This is a genomic window from Thermofilaceae archaeon (genome assembly GCA_038731975.1).
GTDB lineage: Archaea > Thermoproteota > Thermoprotei > Thermofilales > Thermofilaceae > JANXEW01.
In genome coordinates, this window is record JAVYQJ010000012.1 from 1 (window position 1) to 17779 (window position 17779).

Genomic DNA, 17779 nt, shown 5'->3' on the forward strand with positions numbered 1-17779 from the left:
GCGCAGGATAGCGGACTTCATCTACTTCAGCGAAAAGTACGCGGCGAGGAGCCTGACGCCGGATCAAATGAGCCGCGCGATAGAGCTCGTCAGGGAACTGGGGATCGAATTGGCGTAACCGCGATCCGCGCCTCACTTACTCCCGGCTGCAGCGCTCTACCATCTCTCGAATGCTTCGTTGTTCAGGACCTCTCCGCCCACTAGCACCTTTCCCGTCAGGGCTTCGGCAGGGTGGGGATGTAGACCCCGACCTTACCGGGGTTCACGCGGCTGGCTGATCTCTACCCCTCTTAAACCTCTTCGACGATCCACCCTTCCCCGATCGACCTGCCGCGGAGCCGCGGGGACCTAAGCCTGAGGTAGCCGGTCGTGCTCAGCTTCCACAAAACCGTGGGGTACCTGGAGTCCTTCTCGCCCGCCCCCAGCTTCTCCTCCAGCACCTTCGCTATGAACTCGCTCCTCGACATCCTCAGCTGCCTGCAGAGGGCGTCCACCCTCTTCAAGAGATCCTCCGGGAGGCTCACGCTCACCTTGACAGTCGTCACACCCTGCAACAACTCTTACCACCGGCTAATCAAGCTTTCCGCTACCACAGACGCAGAGCCCATGAAGCACGATCGCCTAAGCCGGTCCCGGCCGGTGCGATGGGTAAAGCCCTAATGCGCCTAGAGGCAAATGCAGAGAGGGTAGCGTGGCGCTTCGGGGCCCAGCTCTCGAACAGCTACCGGTTTAGAGTGATTGGGGGTCCGATTCCAAGCTCCACTCGAAAATCCCATTATTAGCGCTCCCTAGCCGCTATCTCGGGCTCCTGCTTCACAGCAGGTACAGCTCCACTCTCTCCAGCTGCCCCGTCCTCGGGTTCACCCTCAGGCCGAGCTTCTCGAGCACCGTATTGCCGATCAGTGCGTCCACGCCGGGCGGCGTCCTCAACCCCTCCCAGACCTCCACGTCCGCGTCGGTCACCATCCCCTCGACCTCACCTACTCCGTACTTCACGCTCACTCTGCCACCGTCGGGCAGCACCCTCACCCTCTCGTGCTTTAGCTTGACGTCCGCCCCCTCGACAGCCTCGGGCCTGGCGATCAAGTCGCCGTAGAAGCAAGCGTCGACTAGAGCCCTGAGCACCACCTCGCCCCTGGCTCTGACCTTAACGGGGATTACGGCGGCCCCCATCACCAGCTCGCTACCGCGCGCGATCTTAAGCTTGACCGCGGGGAGACCGTTACAACTTGCAGGGTTGAGGGCAGGCTCGCGTGCTCGTGCGGGCTCCCTGCGGCTGGAGCTGGCGGGGCTCACCGGGAGGGTGCCGCGGCACCCCGCGGAGCGCTACGGCTTGATCTCGATCCAGTACCTCGAAACCTCCTTGAAGAAGGCGCGCCCCGATCTCTCGCTGAACTCCCTGGGCGTTAGGGCTACTATGTCGAAGCCAAACTCCCGCGGCAGCTTCAACCTCACGAGCGCAACCCTTTCCGCGTACTCCATGCCCTCGAAGCGCTCGCACACGACGACCACGTCGACGTCGCTCTCAAGCGTGTGATCCCCCCTCGCGTAGCTCCCGAAGAGGTACACCGTCGCGCCGAGCTCCCTGGCGAGCCTCTCCAGCGCCTCAAGGACCTCCCTACGGGTCTTGTAGAGCTTTTGCGACCTCATCAAGGACCCCTCTAGCCGTCGAGACAGCCTCCTCCGCCTGCTCCCTTGTGATCTCCTCGGAGGGCCTCTCCACGCCGGCACTCGGGGACCTGGCCACCGTGTAGTACGCTGAGAGCCTGAAGAGGGCTCCCTCGCTAATCTCGCCGAGCAAAATGCCAGCGCCCTTGGCTCTGCGGTAGAGCTTGACGAGGTCGTGCCTTCGAGCGTACCCGCCCAGAGCGTGCAGTATCAGAGCCTTCAACGCCTTCTCGGCCGCCTGCTGGGCCGCGAAGCAGGCCCAGTTGTAGTCGCCCACGCTGATGCTCACCTCCGCGTGACGGAGGTCTGCTCTAGCCTCCGCCAGCCAATCCAGCGCCTCATCCCTTACGGGCATCACCGCACCCCCTGGATCCCCCAAAGCTCGCAGGCAGATTAAAAGCGTCACCAGCGCAAAGCGCGAGAGAAGCGGAGCGCCCATGCTTCAACCACAGCAGGAGTCAGCCACCTCCGCGGAAGCTGCCGTCCCGTGGCCGCATGCTGAAGTGTGAAACCGATGGAGTGTTGTCGGCTGCGCGAGGGGTGCGCAGGCCAGAGAAGGGTTTAGCGGTGATGGCGTGAAAGCCCTCGAGGTCGCAAACCACCAGGCTTATTTGGATCGCCCGATGGCTTTTCCGGGTGAGGGTGTGCGCGTGAGGGAGGATGTCAAGCTGCACTGCGGCGGCAGGTCGGTAGAGGTTGCAGCGTTCGTGGATACAGGCGCTACCACGCTGGTTCTGCCCAGGCGCGTGGCCGAGGAGCTGGGGGTGAAGCCCCTGGGAGGGATGGTCGCTGAGCTCGCGGACGGAACCGTGAGAGAGGTGGACTACGGGGCCGTTGAAGTCGAGGTGAGCGGCAGGAGGGCGCCCGTGCTCGCCGCAATCGTTGAGGGAGGAGAGGTCTGCCTGGGCGTGGAAGCCCTTGAGAGGCTAGGCCTCGCCGTCGACCCAACTACCGGTAAGATCCACCCCACGAGAAGGTTCGTGACGAGACTCTAAAAGCCACCGGATCGGCGCCACCCAGCGCTGCTGATAGGCATCTCGCCATAGCACCTCCGCGTTTTCCACCCTAAGGGCTTCCTCTTCTGTTTTCCACCATCTCTCGATTGCTCCGACACGTTGAATACTATAGCTACTCGCTCGCCTCGAGGTGGCTCGAGCTACAGCGAAGCTGCTTTGCTGAGGGAGAGGCGTTGAGAACGAAAGCTGGCGAGAGGAGCTTACGCGGAGAGAACTACGACATTGCGCCTCCGTTGCCTAGCATGCCGTCCAGCTGCTCTTGAAGCCCGCTACTCACGCTGGCGGGTGAGGTACGCCGCACCAATGCCGTCGGCAGCTGCCGTCCACGCTCGGGGACTTAACGAGTGACTCTTGCTTCGACGATTTTGACCGGGAAAAGAGAGCCCTTTCACAAGGCTTAAAGATGCTCACATAGGCTCGAAGCGAGGGCTAGTGATTTGGCCGAAGAGTTGGCCTGCATCAGCGAGAGGGTAGCCCGTCTATGCGCAACAACAGAGAGGGAAGGTGATGGATCTCTTCGGCTCCAGCCTGATTTTCGGCCCTAAGTTAGGAAGGGTACCCCTAAGCCTCTGGCCGCAAACGCCCAGCTCGGCCTAGCGGCTTACGAGGCTGTGAACGCTTAGGAGATGCTTTACCCACCGAGGAGGTCAGTGAGCAGGCTGCAGGTGAGTGGAATATTTTACTCGCCAAGGCGTTTCGAGGTAGTTCCATCTACGAACTCGGCAGCCCATGCTCGCTGGCCGACCCTCTATAGTCCTACCAGCTGGGGTGCTTCGTGCCCGCGAACTTCGGGATTGACAAGTGAAGCTAGTTTCGACCCCTCCGTTCTCTGTAGAACGTTCAGCTTACTGATAGATCTTGTTAAAAGAGCGGATAAACTATAAATACGACTAAGGTTTTCTTTAATCGATGGCCCAACTTTCTCAGCACTTGATCAGGGTTCCGTCCACCTATCAGCTGGCTGATCTGGTTTTCATCGAGGCTGTAACGCACGTTCACGCTGGTGTGGGGCGCGCCGGCGGCGTCGTTGATCTTCCCGTGCAGAGGGACGAGTACGGTTACCCCTGTATTTACGCTAGCAGCTTGAAGGGTGCTCTAAAGACTGCGCTGCTCTGGGCTCTCGTGAAGGAGAAGAACGATTTGGCGCTCGCGAGGAGGGCCGTCGAGGCTCTGCTGGGGCCGGAGCCCGAACCCGAGGAGAGCTTCGAGTCTAGCGTCGCAGTGCTCGATGCGCGGCTCGTTGCGATGCCCGTGCGCAGCCTCAGGGGCGTGTACGCTTACGTGACCTCACCGTTGCTCCTCAGGAGCTTCCTCGAGTACTCTCGCCTCTACGGCGCGAGCGAGAAGCTGGTGGGCGACGTTGAGTCGCTCCTGAAAGAAGCAGAAGGAGTCGCTCGAGGTTCTTGCCTTTGCGTGGGGGACAAGGATCAGCTGGTTGTGAGCGAACTGGAGGGCAATATTATCCTGCTGGAGGAGTTGTGGCTCAATCCTAAGCCGGCTCAGAGCGGCGGCGAGCTCAGCAAAGCCCTAGGCCTGGACAAGCCCCTACTGGTGCTCCACGACGATGAAGCCAGGCACGCGATCGATCGGGGGCTTCTGAGGCTCACGAGGGTCAGGTTAAGGAGGGATACGAAGACCGTGGAGGAGGGGGGCCTCTGGAGCGAGGAGTACGTTCCGGCTAAAACGAGGTTCGCCACGGTGTTCCTCTTCAAGAAGCCGCCCCTCGCTGAGAAGTTCGTGACGAGCCTTCTGGGTAGGCAGAGCGAGGGCGAACGGGGCCAGCAGCGAGTCGATGATACAGCATACCTCGAAGCTCTCGTGAAGCTCGGCCTGCTAAACGATTCGACGAGAAAGAGGGTAGAGGAAGCTCTGCAGAAGAACGATCTAGCGGGTGCCACCGCGCATCTCGCCAGCAGCGTGAGAGAGCGAGTGAAGGAGCTTCTTGCCAACCATCTGAAGGGATACGTTGTGCTCGGCGGTCACGAGACGATCGGTAAGGGTATCGTAAGGCTTCAGGTGGTTAGCGCATGAGCGCTGAACAGCTTAGGGATCCGGTGAGAGCTGCACTAGACATTTTTATGACAATAAGGGGTGAGCTCGAGCGAAGAGCTAAAAGTGAAAAGGAAAAAACTGATTTTGGCCGCGATCTGCGTGCACGTGCGAGAGACGCCCCCGAGCTGATAGAGGAAGTAGGCTTAGTGCCGGCTCTGAGCTTCTTTTACAGCAAGAGTGATAAAATCGGTTACGAATTGATGCTTAAAGCAATCCTGCTTTACCTGCAAAGAATTCAAATCGTACCTTCAAATATCAATCTCGATGCTATATTAGCGGGGGAAAGGAATACGGATGCCATGATCGACCTGCTAAGGGATCTTCTCAAGTGGAGCACCGTCGTCGTGCCGATTTTGAGACCGTTTCTTGTTGAGTTTAAGCGACTCTGTGAGGCCACCTGGAGCGAGAGGGGCTCCTCATGAGCACTTATAGCCGATTGAGGGAGCTGCAAAGGCGTGTTAGAGAGAGTGACCGCGTCTGCCGTTTCGAGTTAACAGCGGTAACTCCGATTCTTATCGGTGGGTACGATACCAGGACGAGTCATGAAGTGGGACGAGAGGGGCTGAGACCCTCGTCCATTAAAGGTGTGTGGAGGTGGTGGGCGCGCATCTTCGTTTCCGCCGCCATCTGTAAGAGGTTCCGGTACACGAGGTTTGTCAACCTCGAGGATGCCGATAAGATCGTGGCGAACATCTTAGGGACCACGCGTGACAGGGCAAGTTCTTCGAAATATCAAATCGTTGCGACGGATTTGCAAGTCAATGAAGTTGAGCTGGCGAAGTACAAAGATGTTGCGCGCGTAAAGCTTCTCAGGTTAGGGAGAGGAGAGATTATTAGGGATAGAGTGCTGGGGCCGAACAGTACTTTCTCTGTTGAGCTGTACAGACTAAGAAAGACGGAAGAAGCCGAAGACGCTTTTGCTGCCTCATCACTGCTCGTAGCTCTAGCCCTAGGAGGCGTCGGGAAGGCCACGAGCAGAGGGTTCGGGAAACTTGCGGTAACTAAGGTGGAATGTAATTTGAGTTCGGTTAAGGAGTTATACAGTGACCTCGAAAAGTTAAGCAAAGGTGAGATATTTAGGGAGGGATCATTCCAGGTAAAAGCAAAAGAAATCGTGAAGAAGATCTTCGAATTATGCATCAATCTTGCTTCCCCACTAGTGGTCAACATGAGCGTTTCGGGGCAGTATACACACCCTTTAATTGAGACACCTGTTGATAACTACTATGAAGTTTGCATACCAAACAAATTGTTTGGCAGCGATGTGGAAGTTCTCGAAGCGATAGGAAATGCTACTTTAAAGCTGAGCTGGAAAAGGTTGAAAGGCGTAGATATCAGATCGTCTGGAAGGAATCTCGACACTTGGATACTAGGTCTTCCACGCTCTCAACCTCCGCAATTTGAGCCGCCTCGGGATAGGATACCTCAAGCTAATCTTGAGGAGGTGCTTAGAGATCATCTGAAGAAGCTACTTAACAGGATTAAATGTGGAAATACCAATACCGACGATATTTCAAACATGATTAGGAAAAAAATTGAAGAGGATAGAAGGGGTAGGGAAGGTGGTAGGAGGGAAAAGTACAAGGTACCGACTGGATACTTCAACTGCTGCGAAAAGTACAAAGCTTTAGTTAGGAGGAGGTCGCCGATAATTTTTGTACCGATCAAAATAAGCGACGGGGAGTATAAGGGGAAGTATTATGTTGTAATTTTAGGTTTTATTACGGCTGATTGGGATAGAGTATCGTTGATACATTTAGGGTTTAACTGGAATTACCCCCATTACTTCCAGGTGACCTTCAGACCAACACAGCTAAACGACGTGAAAAGGGCCTTCAATACAGCGTTAGACAACGTCGTAAAAGTGATCGAGAGAAGTCGATGAGGTGAAAGGGATGAAGGGTCCTAGACCATCACCCACTGCTGGGCGGGCCGAAAGAGAAAGAGCACGAGTAGAGGGTGAGGAGCAAAGAAGGTTCAAAGTCCCGAAGAAACTACTTGGGGAACTGCGGGAACTGCCTAAGTTGAATGTAGATACGAACTTTCTCTCTTACGTTGTCATGATCGGGTTTGGAATCCTGCTTGAGGGAGACGATGATAGAGCCGCTGATAAGAGAGTTCTCCTCGAGATGCTCTGCTCCGTCCTCAGTCAGTTTTCATTCAGCCAAGTGCAGAAGCATCTCGAACGCGTTAGAGAGGCGCTGCTGTTGAACGGTTATAGCCTGAAGGTGTGTAGGATGGTAACGACTACCAGGACTGTTGTGGGCGCTGGGGGCTCTTTTGGGAAAGTTCCATTCGAGCTCGGGTTATCCTTTGATCCCATACTTAATGTTCCGTATATTCCGGCTTCCGCGCTTAAGGGGGCTTTTAGGCACGCGCTCGAAGAGTTGAGAGGGAAGGATCTTGCTAGGCTACTCTTCGGAGAGGAAGGAGAGGTAGGGGTTGTGGGAGTTACGGATGCGTATCCCGTAGGGGTCTTGAGAGAGCTTCAGAGTAGATCCGGAGGAGGTGCTGCGGTCCGCTTGCTGGAGCCTGATGTTCTATCGCCGCATTACCCTGAGACGAAGAAGCTGGAAACGGAGCTCGATGTTGAGCCGAAACCCGTGGTTTTTGCCGCGATAGCGCCCGGTGTTGTCTTCGAGTTTTACCTTTACTATAACAGAGGTTTGAGGGCTAAACTGGGAGGAAGGGTTGCGGACGCTAGCAGCGAGCTTAACTCGAAGAAACACATTTTCGAGGGGGACCTTGCCGCTGCGAGTAATGTGACCGTAGACGTATTACCCTCCCTCGACCTCGCAGTACTCTACGCTCTCTCCCGTGGTGTTGGAGCTAAGACGTCCATAGGTTACTCGCGATTCGAGCTTCTCGAGTACAGGACGGTGAGGTAACCATGAGTGAGGAGCTTTTCAAGCTTAAGATCGCCGCGCTGCTCCACGATCCTCCGGAAAAGCCCTGGCTGCTGCTGAGCATGGAGCCGCACGAGGAGGCGGCGCTCGAGTACGTGAGGGAGCTAGCCGGCTTCGGGGATATTCCGAGAGAGGTCAGGGAGGCTGATAGGCTGGCTTCGAGCATCGACAGGTACGTCCTCTCGATCATAATGGGCGACAGGTACGTCCGGGGGTTCATGCCCTGCAGGAAGCTAGTCCTGAAGAACCCGATCAACCCGCTCTTCCAAGTGGAGCTGCCAGAAAAGCTGCCCGCGGAGCAGGTTAAGGGATTCAGGAAGAGGCTCTTCGATGCCTTAAGCAAGGTTGCGGATGCGAAGTTGAGGTACCTGCTGCTCTACGCGCTCTACGAGGTTCTCTGGATCGACCAGGACCTACCTGTAGGGCCGGCGGAGACGAGGGTCCCCACCCACACGGTGTTCGACCACAACTACGCCACTGCCGCGGCCCTCAACTGGATGGTGAGCGACGCCAGGAAGGGTCTTCTCGTGGGGCTCGACGTGGCCGGCGTGCAGGCCTTCGTGGCGTCGAGCAGGAAGCTTAGGGACGCGTGGGTGTCCAGCTACCTCGTCTCGGCGCTGGTCTGGTACACCATCCTCCCGCTAGTGGAGCAGCTGGGGCCCGACGTCGTGGTGACCCCCTCGCTCAGGCTCAACCCGTTCTTCCTGCACTGGCTCTCCCACAAGGTGCGTAGCTGTCCGAAGGAGGAGCTTCCACCCAGCTTACCTAACGAGCTGGATAAGGCGACGAAGTACGCGTACATGGGGGATGAGTACCTGCTGGAACTGTACAAGGGCTTTTGCGTCCCACCGTACGCTTGCGTGCCCGAGAGGGCGACGCTCATCCTCCCGCCCGCGGAGAGGCTCAGGGGCATCCTCGGGGATGATGTAGCTTCAGCTCTCGAAAGCAGGTTTAGGCAGGGCTGGCGCAGCCTTTGGCAGGCGATCCGCGCGTACGCGGAGGAGAGAGCGAAGGACGAAGAGGGGGAGCTTGTTTGGAAGTTCATCGCTAGGGTCTTCAGCTACTACGATTGCGAGTACGGGAGGACCCTGTTCCACGAGGTGCCGCCGCTCCTCCTCAGGGTGGAGGTGGTCGAGGTTGAGCTGGAGGGGCAAGAGTACTGGCGTAGCTACAGCGAAAAGTACAACGAGCTGGCTTCGAGGCTCGCTCAGCGCAAGTACAAGAGGGTCGAACCTGAAGCTGAGCTGCAGGTTGGCCAGCTCACGGAAGCGGCCTTCGCTAGGGGCGTAGGCTTCCCTCGCCGCTCGCCCAGGGGCTTCGAGTACTGCACCTCCTGTGGAAGGCTGCCGGCCCTCCTCGTGCTACCCTCGGGGGAGGGCGAACGCCCCGAAGAGGAGGAGTACGGCTTCTACGTGTACGGTGCCATGGCGAAGGGCTGGGAGAGCACCGAAATCGAGGCACGGTGGAGAAGGATTAGAGATGCTGCGGCTCACGGAGAGAAAGAGCCGGAGCTCGATAGCTTCACCCAATGGCTGGAGAACTACAAAGTTAAGATTGATCTTCGGGGCCTCAAGACGATCTTCGCCCCCGGAGAGAGGCTCTGCGCCTGGTGCTTCGCGAAGAGGGTCCTCAGCCTCGAGCCACGACTACTCAACGTACTACTCTTAGGCAAGGATGAGGAATACGCTAGACGGCTCGCCAAGGAACCCCGGACACCTCAGATAGCTCGCTTCGGCTTCCCATCCACACCCGACGTGGCCTCACTTCGGCTTAGGCAGAGGCTCGTCGAGAGCGTAAGTAAGGGGGTTCTCCCAGCGCAGAGGCTCCAAGATCAGCTGGAAGTTTGCTTCCCCCTGTTCCTCGAAGTTCTCAAAGCAGCTGCGAGTGAGGCCAGGCCCTGGCTCGCCGAAAGGAAGCTGGAGAGGAAGATCAGGGAGTTGAAGCTGAGTAAGGATCTGGAGATCCTGCTGCTCGTGCTCCTTAAGGCGGACGCCGAAACGCTCTGGCTCTCCAGCGACAAGGAGTTGAGGACCGGCTGGAGCTCGCTCATACGCGAGTGGGGTCTCGCTGGCTACCTGTGGAGCTACTACGGCATCGTTCGGGCCGACGGCGACAACATCGGTAAGCTGCTCGTAGGCGACGTTTCGGCGCTGTACGGCCTGGAGGACGAGCCTGCGAGACTGAGAACCTTGCTCGCAAGCATCTTGAGGGCTGCTGGATCTTGCGAGTTCGAGAAGCTGCTTGCCGCGCTACTGGAGGAAGATGAGGAGAGGTGGCAGGCTGCATTGGAACAGTGGTCGGTGCTCCTCTCGGAGGAGCTGAACGAGAGCGAAAATGAGGTTAGAAGGCGGCTGACCAGCGCCAGGCAGGTGGTAGAGGGAATTCGGCGCAAGTGCAAGATTCCCGTGAGCATATCCTACCACTTCTCGATCAGCAGCGCCCTATCTAGAATTGCAATCCTCGAAGCGGTGGCGATCTCGAGGCTGGGGGGCTTCATCGTCTATGCCGGCGGAGACGATTTGATGGCGTTCGCCCCAGTCGACTCTCTGGCAAGGCTAGTCTACGTTAGCAGGCGCATCTTCGCGGGAGCCCCCCTCGATAAGTGCTGCGTCGAGACGACGCCTGACGGTGAAGTGCGAGCTTCTACGGCGGGAGAGCAGCACGAGTCTGAGCAGCCGTGCTTGACCAGCAGTGGAATACGAGTTTCGCCGGAAAAAGGCTTTATCAGGGTGAATAACGCCTGGCTGCCAGCCCTGCCATGCGTCGGTAGGAGCTACTGCGCGCTGCTAACTCACTACCTTTACCCGCTGCACCTGGCGCTCAATCGCGCGGGCTCAGCTCTTGAAGATGCGAAAAGCAGGGTTCGCACTCGCGTGTATGGAAAAATTCAGGAGGTACTCGTGAAGGACACTGCCGCTTTCGTCTACGTGCCGAGAGGGGGCGTGGAACTCTCCTTCGTTCCGCTGACGCTGAACAGGGGCTTCCACGTCGCGGAGGGGAGCGTTAGTGCTGAAGACTACCTGTGCGAGGTATCCCTGACCGCCAAGGCCGTTGACGGCCTGCTCCGCTCGGTATCCCCGCTTCTCGGCGAGCAGCTGTACTCCACCAGCCTCCTCTACGACGTGGAGAGCGTGAACAACAACCTCGTGGAAGCCGCTAGGCGCCACGTGGAGCTTGTTGGAACGCTGATGGACTTCGTCCTTAAGAGGAACTTGGCGCGTGGGAGGGAGAGAAGAGAGGCAGGAAGGATCAGGTGGAATGAACTCTCGGAGCTCATCTGCGAGCTGGATAAGCATGAGAGCATGAAGTTCAGGACTAGCGTAGTGGAGGCGGAGACGGGAGGGAGAGAGGAAGCTGCGCACATTTTCACGGCTATCGTTCGCTCCGCGAGGAATCTGAGGGGTGGGATGCGGTGAGCGGGGTCTCAGTCTACCAGGTTAGGGTAAAGCCGCTGGAGCCGCTCATGCTGAGGGGTCCCGGCGAGTTTGACCCCTCGGCTCGCGGGGTGAGCGCGTCCGCCGTCTCGCAGGCATTCCTCGCCCCCAGCACCGTCGCTGGGCTCTTAACGTCCCTCCTCCTACAGCAGCCGGTGAAGCCAGTTTCAAGCTGGATGTGCTACGTGGAGAGAATGCTCAATCTGCTCAACGGGCTGGGCATCCGATGGATCCGCGGCCCCTACCTGGTCCGCGACTCCACCCCCTACGTTCCGATCAGGGTGGGTGGCGACTTCTTCTTCATCGATCTGAAGCAGCTCGCCTGCCACTTCAGGCAAGAGCTCGCCAAGATCGAGAGGGGGGATCTCGAGGACTTCATGAATAGATTGCGGCAGGAGCAAAACCGCGCAGAGCCCCGCCTGCAGGAGCGGGTGGGGATAGCCTTAACCGCTCGAGAAGGGTTGAAAGCCGCGAGGGAGGGCTTCCTCTACACTGCAAGCTACGTCTCGGTCCACTGCGATTACATAGCCGTCGAGGTCGGCTTGGACAGCGCAAGAGCGCCCAATCTGCTGGTCCGGCTCGACGGGGCTGCGGCAGCGGTAGGCGGTGAAAGTAGGATCGCCAGGCTCGAGGTACGGAGTGTTGACGAAGGCGTTGTAAAGCCTATCGCTAGCGCGGGGTTCAAGGAGGGCTACGCGGTGCTCCTCTCGCCGCTCATTCTTCCTAGCCCGCTGAGAATCAAGAGAGAGGGTGGAAGGGTTAGCGTGGAAGTGGACGGTGGGTGCCTCTTAGAACTGGTCACCGGCGCTGCAGGCCTCAGGGGGTTAGGCTTCAGCATTGCTGAGAGGTCGAGGAAGCCGATGTACCCGGCGATACTCGAGGGATCGATCATCAGGCTCTGCGAGGGTCAATGCTACACGAAGGACATGGGCCCCTACGCGAACGTACCGAAGAGGACGTCACTCATCGAGCTGCTGGGGAGGACGGGCTACGGGAGCCTCATCGAGCTTGGGTGAGCGCCCCTCGGGGCGAGGCTGGCTCGTCAGCGACGCCGGTATTCGCGGCAGCCGGTGACGTCCACGACCTTGACAAGTGCGAGTACCTCACGGATGCCAGCGCATGCCGGGGGGTGGAGCAGTACGAGACGTTTTCTCCGTAGAAGCTCTAGCACGTTGCTACCCTGCGAAGCTCGTGAAAATCTTCGTTCAGGATTCCCTCCTCCTGAACAGGCTGCTTCAAGGTGATCAACGTTTGATAAACGAGCTTTTCCCGAGGAGGGTACTACGCAGAACCGACTCAGCAGACCATCTCGTGCGCGGCTCCTGGATATATTCGTACTACGAGGGTTCTCTCTCGAAAGAGGATCGGGATAGAGTCGATGAAGCGCGCAGATGCCTCGAGGAGTTCTGCCGTCAGTTCAAGTGCGAGGTCACTACGCTGCCGGGGATAGCATCTGGGAGGAGAGACAGCTACGTTTACACGTGGAGGGGTGGAAGGGGGAACTTCTACAGGGCGCTCCTCGCGGGTGTCGTGGGCTACACGCTCAAGGCCTTGTGCGAGCACGCGGGGGAGGGTTCGATCGATGTCATCGTCGATACCACGCACGGCATCAAATACTTCGCCCACGCGCTTAGAGAGGGCGTGTCGCTGGCTTGCTCGCTGTACTCGCTGAAGCGGGCCCTGCAACCCCCACAATCACACTCTCTCACTATAACTCCGACCCCTTGTCGATAAGGGGCTTCAAGAGGGAAGGCGTGTCTGTCAGAATCAACGGGATCGCCGAAGAGAAGATCCGCGCGGTGGTGGTTTCACGCCTCAAGGAGTTCCTCGAGATCTGCGCCACGAGCTTCGGCTCGCTCGAGAGAGCTGCTGAGAGCCTAGCCGGGCACTGGAGCAGAGGTGGCTGCACCGCGGACGAGCAGCTCAAGGGGCCAGCGTCCCGCCTAACGCTGGTCAGGGGGGTCCCATTGGCCCCTCACCCCAGCCCTCCACACCAGGACCCCAGCGCTGGACGAAATCCTGGGGAGGCTTGAGGAGGTTAAAAGGTGGAAACAGATGGGGAGGGACGAGAGCGCAGGGGAACCGGGTGGGGCCTCGTAGTGCGCGGGTTAACGTGCGGGTGGGGCGATGATGAGGGGGTCAGCTCCTTCGTTGAGGTTCTCCTGGTTTGTCAGATCGTTCGCGCGCTCAGTGAGACGGCTGAGCAGCTTAAAGCGAGCCCCGAGCTGTACAGCTTTCTCGCGGAGCACTTGAAGGAGTACAGCGGCGTGATGGAGAGCGGAGTACGGGAGATAACCGCTAAGCTCGAGCAGGGGGAGAGCAGAACACCTGCTCTCGATCTGGATCGGATGAGGATCGTAGCGAAGCACGTACACCCGATTGACACCGCCAGCCCGATCGACTACGAGATCAGGAAAGCGTGAACCCAGCTTGAAAGAATCCGCAGCAGTAGGCCCGAATCCGGCAGCCGTGCTCAGAGGCCCGGCAAGAGGAGGCATCTGAAGCGCTGAGGAGGGGGTATGAAGCTTACAATCCCTCTACTCGAGGCGGGCCTCGACGAAGGGAACTTCTACGCCGGTTTAGCGAGCGGCTTTCATCGCAGCCCTGATCGAAGGGGGAGGCTGGCCGCCAACCCCTACGACTACGCCAGTCATGCGATTAGCCAAGAGCACCACAGCGACCAAACAGCAGCTCCCGCGAAGCTATAAGCGGCCACCAACTCGCCACCCCCCACCCAATGTCAAACCAACATCCCCCAGAACGCCGAAACCCTACCTCAAGACCACACCTTAACATCCCCGCATAGGAAAGCACACTTCAAACCCGATCCCCCCGCTTGAAGCACCCGTTACAGCCAACCGCGAAACCACTCCTCAAGACCACAACCCCACCATACCGCTAACATCCACGTCCCAAACAAAGCAGCATACCCTCCTGCCTCCCACTCTTTCAATTCTTTCCCAGCTGCTTCGCACAAGGACTACCTTTGCTACAAAAAGGAGTTCTTGAACTTTCAATTCTTTCCCAGCTGCTTCTACCTAGCTATGGCGAGCGTGCTCTGGAAGATCGCCCGCTTTCAATTCTTTCCTAGCTGCTTCGAAGAGTTACTAAATTCCTTCATTCTAAGCATTGGGGACCCCTTTCAATTCTTTCCTAGCTGCTTCGCATTCACCGCCGCAGGGCGGGAGAAGACGTGCCTGCTCAACTTTCAATTCTTTCCCAGCTGCTTCGTGCACGCTGATGAAGGTGGACTACGAGAGCAAGACCGTCCTTTCAATTCTTTCCTAGCTGCCTCTTAAAGGATTTACTTGCTCTCGCCCGTCGCCAGGGAGTGACTTTCAATTCTTTCCTAGCTGTTTTCTGCCGTCGTCGATCTTGGACGGGGGGAGCTGCGGATCCCCTGTGTCTTTCAATTCTTTCCTAGCTGCTTCAGGAGGAGGCGGCGCGGATGGGCCGCATCTTTGTCGACCTCCGGGGCTTTCAATTCTTTCCTAGTTGCTTCACGGAGATAAAATTCCCCCTGTCTAAGGGGATTATCGCAGCGTCTTTCAATTCTTTCCTAGTTGCTTCAATTAAAGGCATGGCTGCGGGAGCACCCTAAAGCGCTAGCCTTTCAATTCTTTCCTAGCTGCTTCCTAACGCATTGAGCTATACAGAGCTCGTCGAAAGGGGAAGGACTTTCAATTCTTTCCTAGCTGCTTCTTGCGGAAGACGCTGCCCTATGGGGTTTAACAACGTTCATCGCCTTTCAATTCTTTCCCAGCTGTTTCCCCCCTCCCGGCTGGGAGGGGGTACTGCTGCTGAGGGCGCGCTTTCAATTCTTTCCCAGCTGCTCCCTAAAGAGGGTCGGTGTAGCCGACCCAACCAGAGCAGCTATCGATTTGCCAATGCTCTTTCAATTCTTTCCTAGCTGCTTCAGGAGTCTAGCTTTGGGGGGTACGCCCCCCAGTGGATTTACGCTGCGTTCTTTCAATTCTTTCCCAGCTAGCCGTTCGAGCTTGCCGTCAGCGCCCTCTTTCAATTCTTTCCTAGCTGCTTCCGTGGGGGTTTTTCGTGTGGTGGTTTTTAAGGTTTGTCTTCTTGAATTTCGAGCATTGTTTTCCGCTGGGTGCGGCGTTCAGCGCGCATCTGTGGATTCGGGGAAAGGGAATCTAGTTCCCCGGGTTAATCGGGGAATAGAAGTACTTTCCGCGGAAAAACCGTTCACCTTAAATCCAACTTCAAAAAAGGGGAGCGGGCTTCCCGCGGGTTGGCGGGTAAGGTTTACACGCTTTTCCACGCTTTCCTCTGTATGCGTAGCTTCGTGTTTACGCTGGGTTTCACGAGGACTTTATTCTTCGAAGGCTTTCGAGGAAGGCTGCTCAACCATGTGAAAAGGTTCCCGTGTTGACGGCGAGCCCAGTGATGGGTTGGGAGCGCTTTCAACCCGCTAGTGGAGCAGTATGGAAGGCTGGGGCTTAGCGCGCCAGGGCTGGCGGCGCTCGACTCGACGGATGAGGCTCGAGCACTGGCTATGCCGATTCGACGAGTTTAAGGGCTTTCCACCAGCCTCCACCCCCGGTCCGGGGGCGCACCGGGGGTGCACGCTTGTCCCCACTCTAAGCCTATCGTCACCGCAAGAACCTCAGAGTATCGAATGTGCAGCGAGCGTCTCAGCCGCTTTTCACGTCTCAAACGCGCGGGAATTCAACCCTCTACTTTGAGAGTGCATTGGGGGAATCGACTTACCCAAGCACTTTTCCAGCAGAGTGCGTCCCTCAACGCGGGGTAGGAGACCTAGATTGGAGTGCAAGCTTACAACACACGAATCTGTGAAAATCGAAAACGCGGGCCTGCGCAGCATCAGATGCGGCTAGATCTAAGGTCGCCGACATCGCGCCTATATTGTGTTGACTGTAACCTTTGTCTTCTCCGGCTTGGTTTTTGTGTTCTTGTATGCTGTTTCGCCGGTGTTGGTGGTTGTTGTTCACGGTGGTGCTGGTTCGAGGGGGGTGATTTCGACGTGTCCGAAGCCGATGCTTCGGGATTTGCCGAGGCCGAAGCGTTCGGCGAAGGCTAGTAGCCGCTTGGCGTCTTCAGCCATGTAGCTGTTGGGGTCGAGGAGCTCGTAGGCTACGTAGCCGGTGAAACCCCGCTCTATGGAGGGGATGCCGTTCTTCACGGCGTAGAGGACGGTGGCGGGCCTAACGCTGTAGTCGATCTCGCAGAGAGCCCTTATGCCCCACCCGTATATCTCGCTAAAACTCCTCTCGACCAAGCCGACACCCTGAAGCTTCAAGTCGTAGGCGAGAAGGCCTAACGCCAGCGGCAAATCGGGGAGGAGCTTGTACCTCCTCCTCAAGCCCAGGGCTTTGAGCAGCTTACCGCGACCGGGTACGGGGAGGAGCGTGGGGGTGAGGAACCTGACGGTGAACTTCCTGGGTAGGTTCAGCTTTAGCTCTCTCACGTCGGCGACCTCCACCTGCTCCACCTTCGCCACCATCTCCGCAGCCCCGAACTGGAAGATTACGCTCGTCTCCCAGCTCCCGGGGGGCTTCTCGGTGAGGAGCGAGAAGCGGGCTTGCAGCTTCTCACCCTCCTTCGCGGTTATGATGCCGGGCTCCCCGTAGAGCTTGTAGAGGGGCTTGCCCTCCCGGAACAGCACGCTGAAGGACGCCCTCCTACCCAGCCGCGGCTCAACGCCCGTCAACCGGTAGAAGGCTGTTCTCGTCACCTTGCTCGTGAAGGGCGGTAGCACACAATCCTGCAGAGGGATTATCGTCAACCAAACAGTGAGCGCGTACACGAGTGGAGACTGCAGCAGCCTTGATATAAGCCCGTCTGCAAGCGCGAACGAAGCCCCCCTGCTAGCCCCTCGCTGCGCGCAGCTTGCGCGGGACAGCGACCCCCCTGTGAAAAGGTTTGCGGGTGTGCTCGGGTTGTTTTCTGAGTCAATCCTTGATTCGCCAATACCAGAGAATTTTTATATATTAAAGCCGAGGGTAATTTTTCGATGAGGTTAGCGGTTCCGCCTGCGAGCTTTAGGGAGCTCTACCTCGTCGCCAGGTACGGTCCCGACAGGGTTGGTCGAAAGGGTAAGGCGATAGCCAGATTTCTATCGCGTTTGGGCCTCAACGGGTTTAGCGGCGGCGAGGAAGAGTTCGTCGAGTCTCTCCTCTCCTCGCTGGACAAGCTGCGCGTCATGGAGCTCCTCGGTGAGGCGTCAAAGCTGGGGTTCCTCAACCACATGGTGCTAGCGGAGGTTGCGGGAAGGTACGGCATCAACCTCTCCGCCTCTTCCGCGCGGAACCTGTTGAAGCTGCTCAGGGAGCTGGGCTTGGTAACCCGGTTGAGGAGCTGGCTTGTCTACACCCCCTCTCTGGAGAGGGCCGCGCTTGCTGTGCTCTACTCGAGGGGTGAAGCAAAGGTGAGCGAGCTTGAGAAGCTCCTCGGGGGCCGGGTTCGCGAATCCCTGCTGAAGCTTTGGGCTGAAGGGCTCGTCGAGATTGAGGGTTGTCCACGATCACCGCTTAAGGGCAAGCTCGATCTGCCCCGGGACCTCGCGAAGCATGGGCTTGAGTACGATGAAGAGCTGATCGCCTCCATGGGGCTGCAGGGGCACCCAAGGCTGGAGAAGTTCGTTGAGCGGGAGACGGGGAGAGTCAAGTACGCGATCCTGCTGAGGGGGGATGACAGGGTGAGGATCGTTGTCCCGCCGGGTTGA

Annotated in this window: 18 protein-coding genes; 13 read left to right on the plus strand and 5 right to left on the minus strand. The window is 57.9% G+C overall.

From position 1 onward, the window contains the following. Positions 1-290: 290 nt before the first annotated feature. The 4 genes from QXF46_06215 to QXF46_06230 all read right to left on the minus strand — a co-directional run bounded on the left by QXF46_06215 (position 291) and on the right by QXF46_06230 (position 2023). Positions 291-545, minus strand: a complete 255-nt coding sequence (locus tag QXF46_06215; GenBank protein ID MEM0226454.1) for a ribbon-helix-helix protein, CopG family — start codon at positions 543-545, stop codon at positions 291-293. A gap of 268 nt (positions 546-813) precedes the next feature. Then, a complete protein-coding gene (locus QXF46_06220) occupies positions 814-1173 on the minus strand; it encodes a hypothetical protein (protein MEM0226455.1) in 360 nt (119 codons plus the stop codon). Positions 1174-1326: 153 nt separating this feature from the next. After that, positions 1327-1650 carry a nucleotidyltransferase domain-containing protein gene (locus tag QXF46_06225; GenBank protein ID MEM0226456.1) on the minus strand — a complete coding sequence of 108 codons (324 nt, stop codon included), beginning with the start codon at positions 1648-1650 and terminating at the stop codon, positions 1327-1329. After that, positions 1619-2023: a HEPN domain-containing protein gene (locus tag QXF46_06230; GenBank protein MEM0226457.1), complete on the minus strand. Its 405-nt coding sequence runs from the start codon at positions 2021-2023 to the stop codon at positions 1619-1621. Before QXF46_06230 ends, QXF46_06225 begins: the two co-directional genes overlap by 32 nt. 289 nt (positions 2024-2312) lie before the next feature. Here QXF46_06230 and QXF46_06235 point away from each other — a divergent pair, with 289 nt between their 5' ends. The 12 genes from QXF46_06235 (at position 2313) to QXF46_06290 (ending at position 13784) form a co-directional block, all read left to right on the plus strand. Next, a complete protein-coding gene (locus QXF46_06235; GenBank protein MEM0226458.1) occupies positions 2313-2663 on the plus strand; it encodes a clan AA aspartic protease in 351 nt (116 codons plus the stop codon). 930 nt (positions 2664-3593) lie between these two features. After that, a complete protein-coding gene (cmr4, locus tag QXF46_06240) occupies positions 3594-4715 on the plus strand; it encodes a type III-B CRISPR module RAMP protein Cmr4 (GenBank protein ID MEM0226459.1) in 1122 nt (373 codons plus the stop codon). After that, positions 4712-5158, plus strand: coding sequence for a type III-B CRISPR module-associated protein Cmr5 (locus QXF46_06245; GenBank protein MEM0226460.1), 447 nt, complete (start codon positions 4712-4714; stop codon positions 5156-5158). Before cmr4 ends, QXF46_06245 begins: the two co-directional genes overlap by 4 nt. After that, a complete protein-coding gene (gene cmr1 / locus QXF46_06250) occupies positions 5155-6621 on the plus strand; it encodes a type III-B CRISPR module RAMP protein Cmr1 (protein MEM0226461.1) in 1467 nt (488 codons plus the stop codon). The genes QXF46_06245 and cmr1 overlap by 4 nt, the downstream gene beginning before the upstream one ends. Positions 6622-6631: 10 nt before the next feature. Continuing rightward, positions 6632-7624 (plus strand): RAMP superfamily CRISPR-associated protein, encoded by a 993-nt coding sequence (locus QXF46_06255; protein MEM0226462.1) that lies wholly within the window; start codon positions 6632-6634, stop codon positions 7622-7624. Positions 7625-7626: 2 nt separating this feature from the next. Then, positions 7627-11058: a type III-B CRISPR-associated protein Cas10/Cmr2 gene (gene cas10, locus QXF46_06260; GenBank protein ID MEM0226463.1), complete on the plus strand. Its 3432-nt coding sequence runs from the start codon at positions 7627-7629 to the stop codon at positions 11056-11058. Beyond that, complete coding sequence (locus tag QXF46_06265; protein ID MEM0226464.1) at positions 11055-12092, plus strand: type III-B CRISPR module-associated Cmr3 family protein; 1038 nt, start codon at positions 11055-11057, stop codon at positions 12090-12092. Before cas10 ends, QXF46_06265 begins: the two co-directional genes overlap by 4 nt. Beyond that, a complete protein-coding gene (locus QXF46_06270; GenBank protein ID MEM0226465.1) occupies positions 12089-12235 on the plus strand; it encodes a hypothetical protein in 147 nt (48 codons plus the stop codon). Before QXF46_06265 ends, QXF46_06270 begins: the two co-directional genes overlap by 4 nt. A 32-nt stretch (positions 12236-12267) precedes the next feature. Beyond that, the gene (locus tag QXF46_06275; protein MEM0226466.1) at positions 12268-12810 is read left to right on the plus strand and encodes a hypothetical protein; all 543 of its coding nucleotides are present in this window, start codon (positions 12268-12270) and stop codon (positions 12808-12810) included. A 20-nt stretch (positions 12811-12830) separates the two neighbouring features. Further along, positions 12831-13109 carry a hypothetical protein gene (locus QXF46_06280; GenBank protein MEM0226467.1) on the plus strand — a complete coding sequence of 93 codons (279 nt, stop codon included), beginning with the start codon at positions 12831-12833 and terminating at the stop codon, positions 13107-13109. Positions 13110-13121: 12 nt separating this feature from the next. Then, positions 13122-13499, plus strand: a complete 378-nt coding sequence (locus QXF46_06285) for a hypothetical protein (GenBank protein ID MEM0226468.1) — start codon at positions 13122-13124, stop codon at positions 13497-13499. A gap of 96 nt (positions 13500-13595) precedes the next feature. Next, positions 13596-13784, plus strand: a complete 189-nt coding sequence (locus tag QXF46_06290; protein ID MEM0226469.1) for a hypothetical protein — start codon at positions 13596-13598, stop codon at positions 13782-13784. 2258 nt (positions 13785-16042) lie between these two features. On the opposite strand, the gene QXF46_06295 is transcribed toward QXF46_06290, so the two are convergent. Then, positions 16043-16861, minus strand: coding sequence for a CRISPR-associated endoribonuclease Cas6 (locus QXF46_06295; GenBank protein ID MEM0226470.1), 819 nt, complete (start codon positions 16859-16861; stop codon positions 16043-16045). Positions 16862-17068: 207 nt separating this feature from the next. Between QXF46_06295 and QXF46_06300 the strand changes: the two genes are divergently transcribed. Next, on the plus strand, positions 17069-17779 hold the full coding sequence (locus tag QXF46_06300) for a hypothetical protein (protein ID MEM0226471.1): 711 nt from the start codon (positions 17069-17071) through the stop codon (positions 17777-17779).

Bases quoted from the DNA above. Each gene is read 5' to 3' on its own strand.
- QXF46_06245 (MEM0226460.1), top strand. From the start codon at position 4,712: ATGAGCGCTGAACAGCTTAGGGATCCGGTGAGAGCTGCACTAGACATT.
- cmr4 (MEM0226459.1), top strand. From the start codon at position 3,594: ATGGCCCAACTTTCTCAGCACTTGATCAGGGTTCCGTCCACCTATCAG.
- QXF46_06300 (MEM0226471.1), top strand. From the start codon at position 17,069: ATGAGGTTAGCGGTTCCGCCTGCGAGCTTTAGGGAGCTCTACCTCGTC.
- QXF46_06225 (MEM0226456.1), bottom strand. From the start codon at position 1,650: ATGAGGTCGCAAAAGCTCTACAAGACCCGTAGGGAGGTCCTTGAGGCG.
- QXF46_06255 (MEM0226462.1), top strand. From the start codon at position 6,632: ATGAAGGGTCCTAGACCATCACCCACTGCTGGGCGGGCCGAAAGAGAA.
- QXF46_06290 (MEM0226469.1), top strand. From the start codon at position 13,596: ATGAAGCTTACAATCCCTCTACTCGAGGCGGGCCTCGACGAAGGGAAC.
- QXF46_06230 (MEM0226457.1), bottom strand. From the start codon at position 2,023: ATGCCCGTAAGGGATGAGGCGCTGGATTGGCTGGCGGAGGCTAGAGCA.
- QXF46_06220 (MEM0226455.1), bottom strand. From the start codon at position 1,173: ATGGGGGCCGCCGTAATCCCCGTTAAGGTCAGAGCCAGGGGCGAGGTG.
- cas10 (MEM0226463.1), top strand. From the start codon at position 7,627: ATGAGTGAGGAGCTTTTCAAGCTTAAGATCGCCGCGCTGCTCCACGAT.
- cmr1 (MEM0226461.1), top strand. From the start codon at position 5,155: ATGAGCACTTATAGCCGATTGAGGGAGCTGCAAAGGCGTGTTAGAGAG.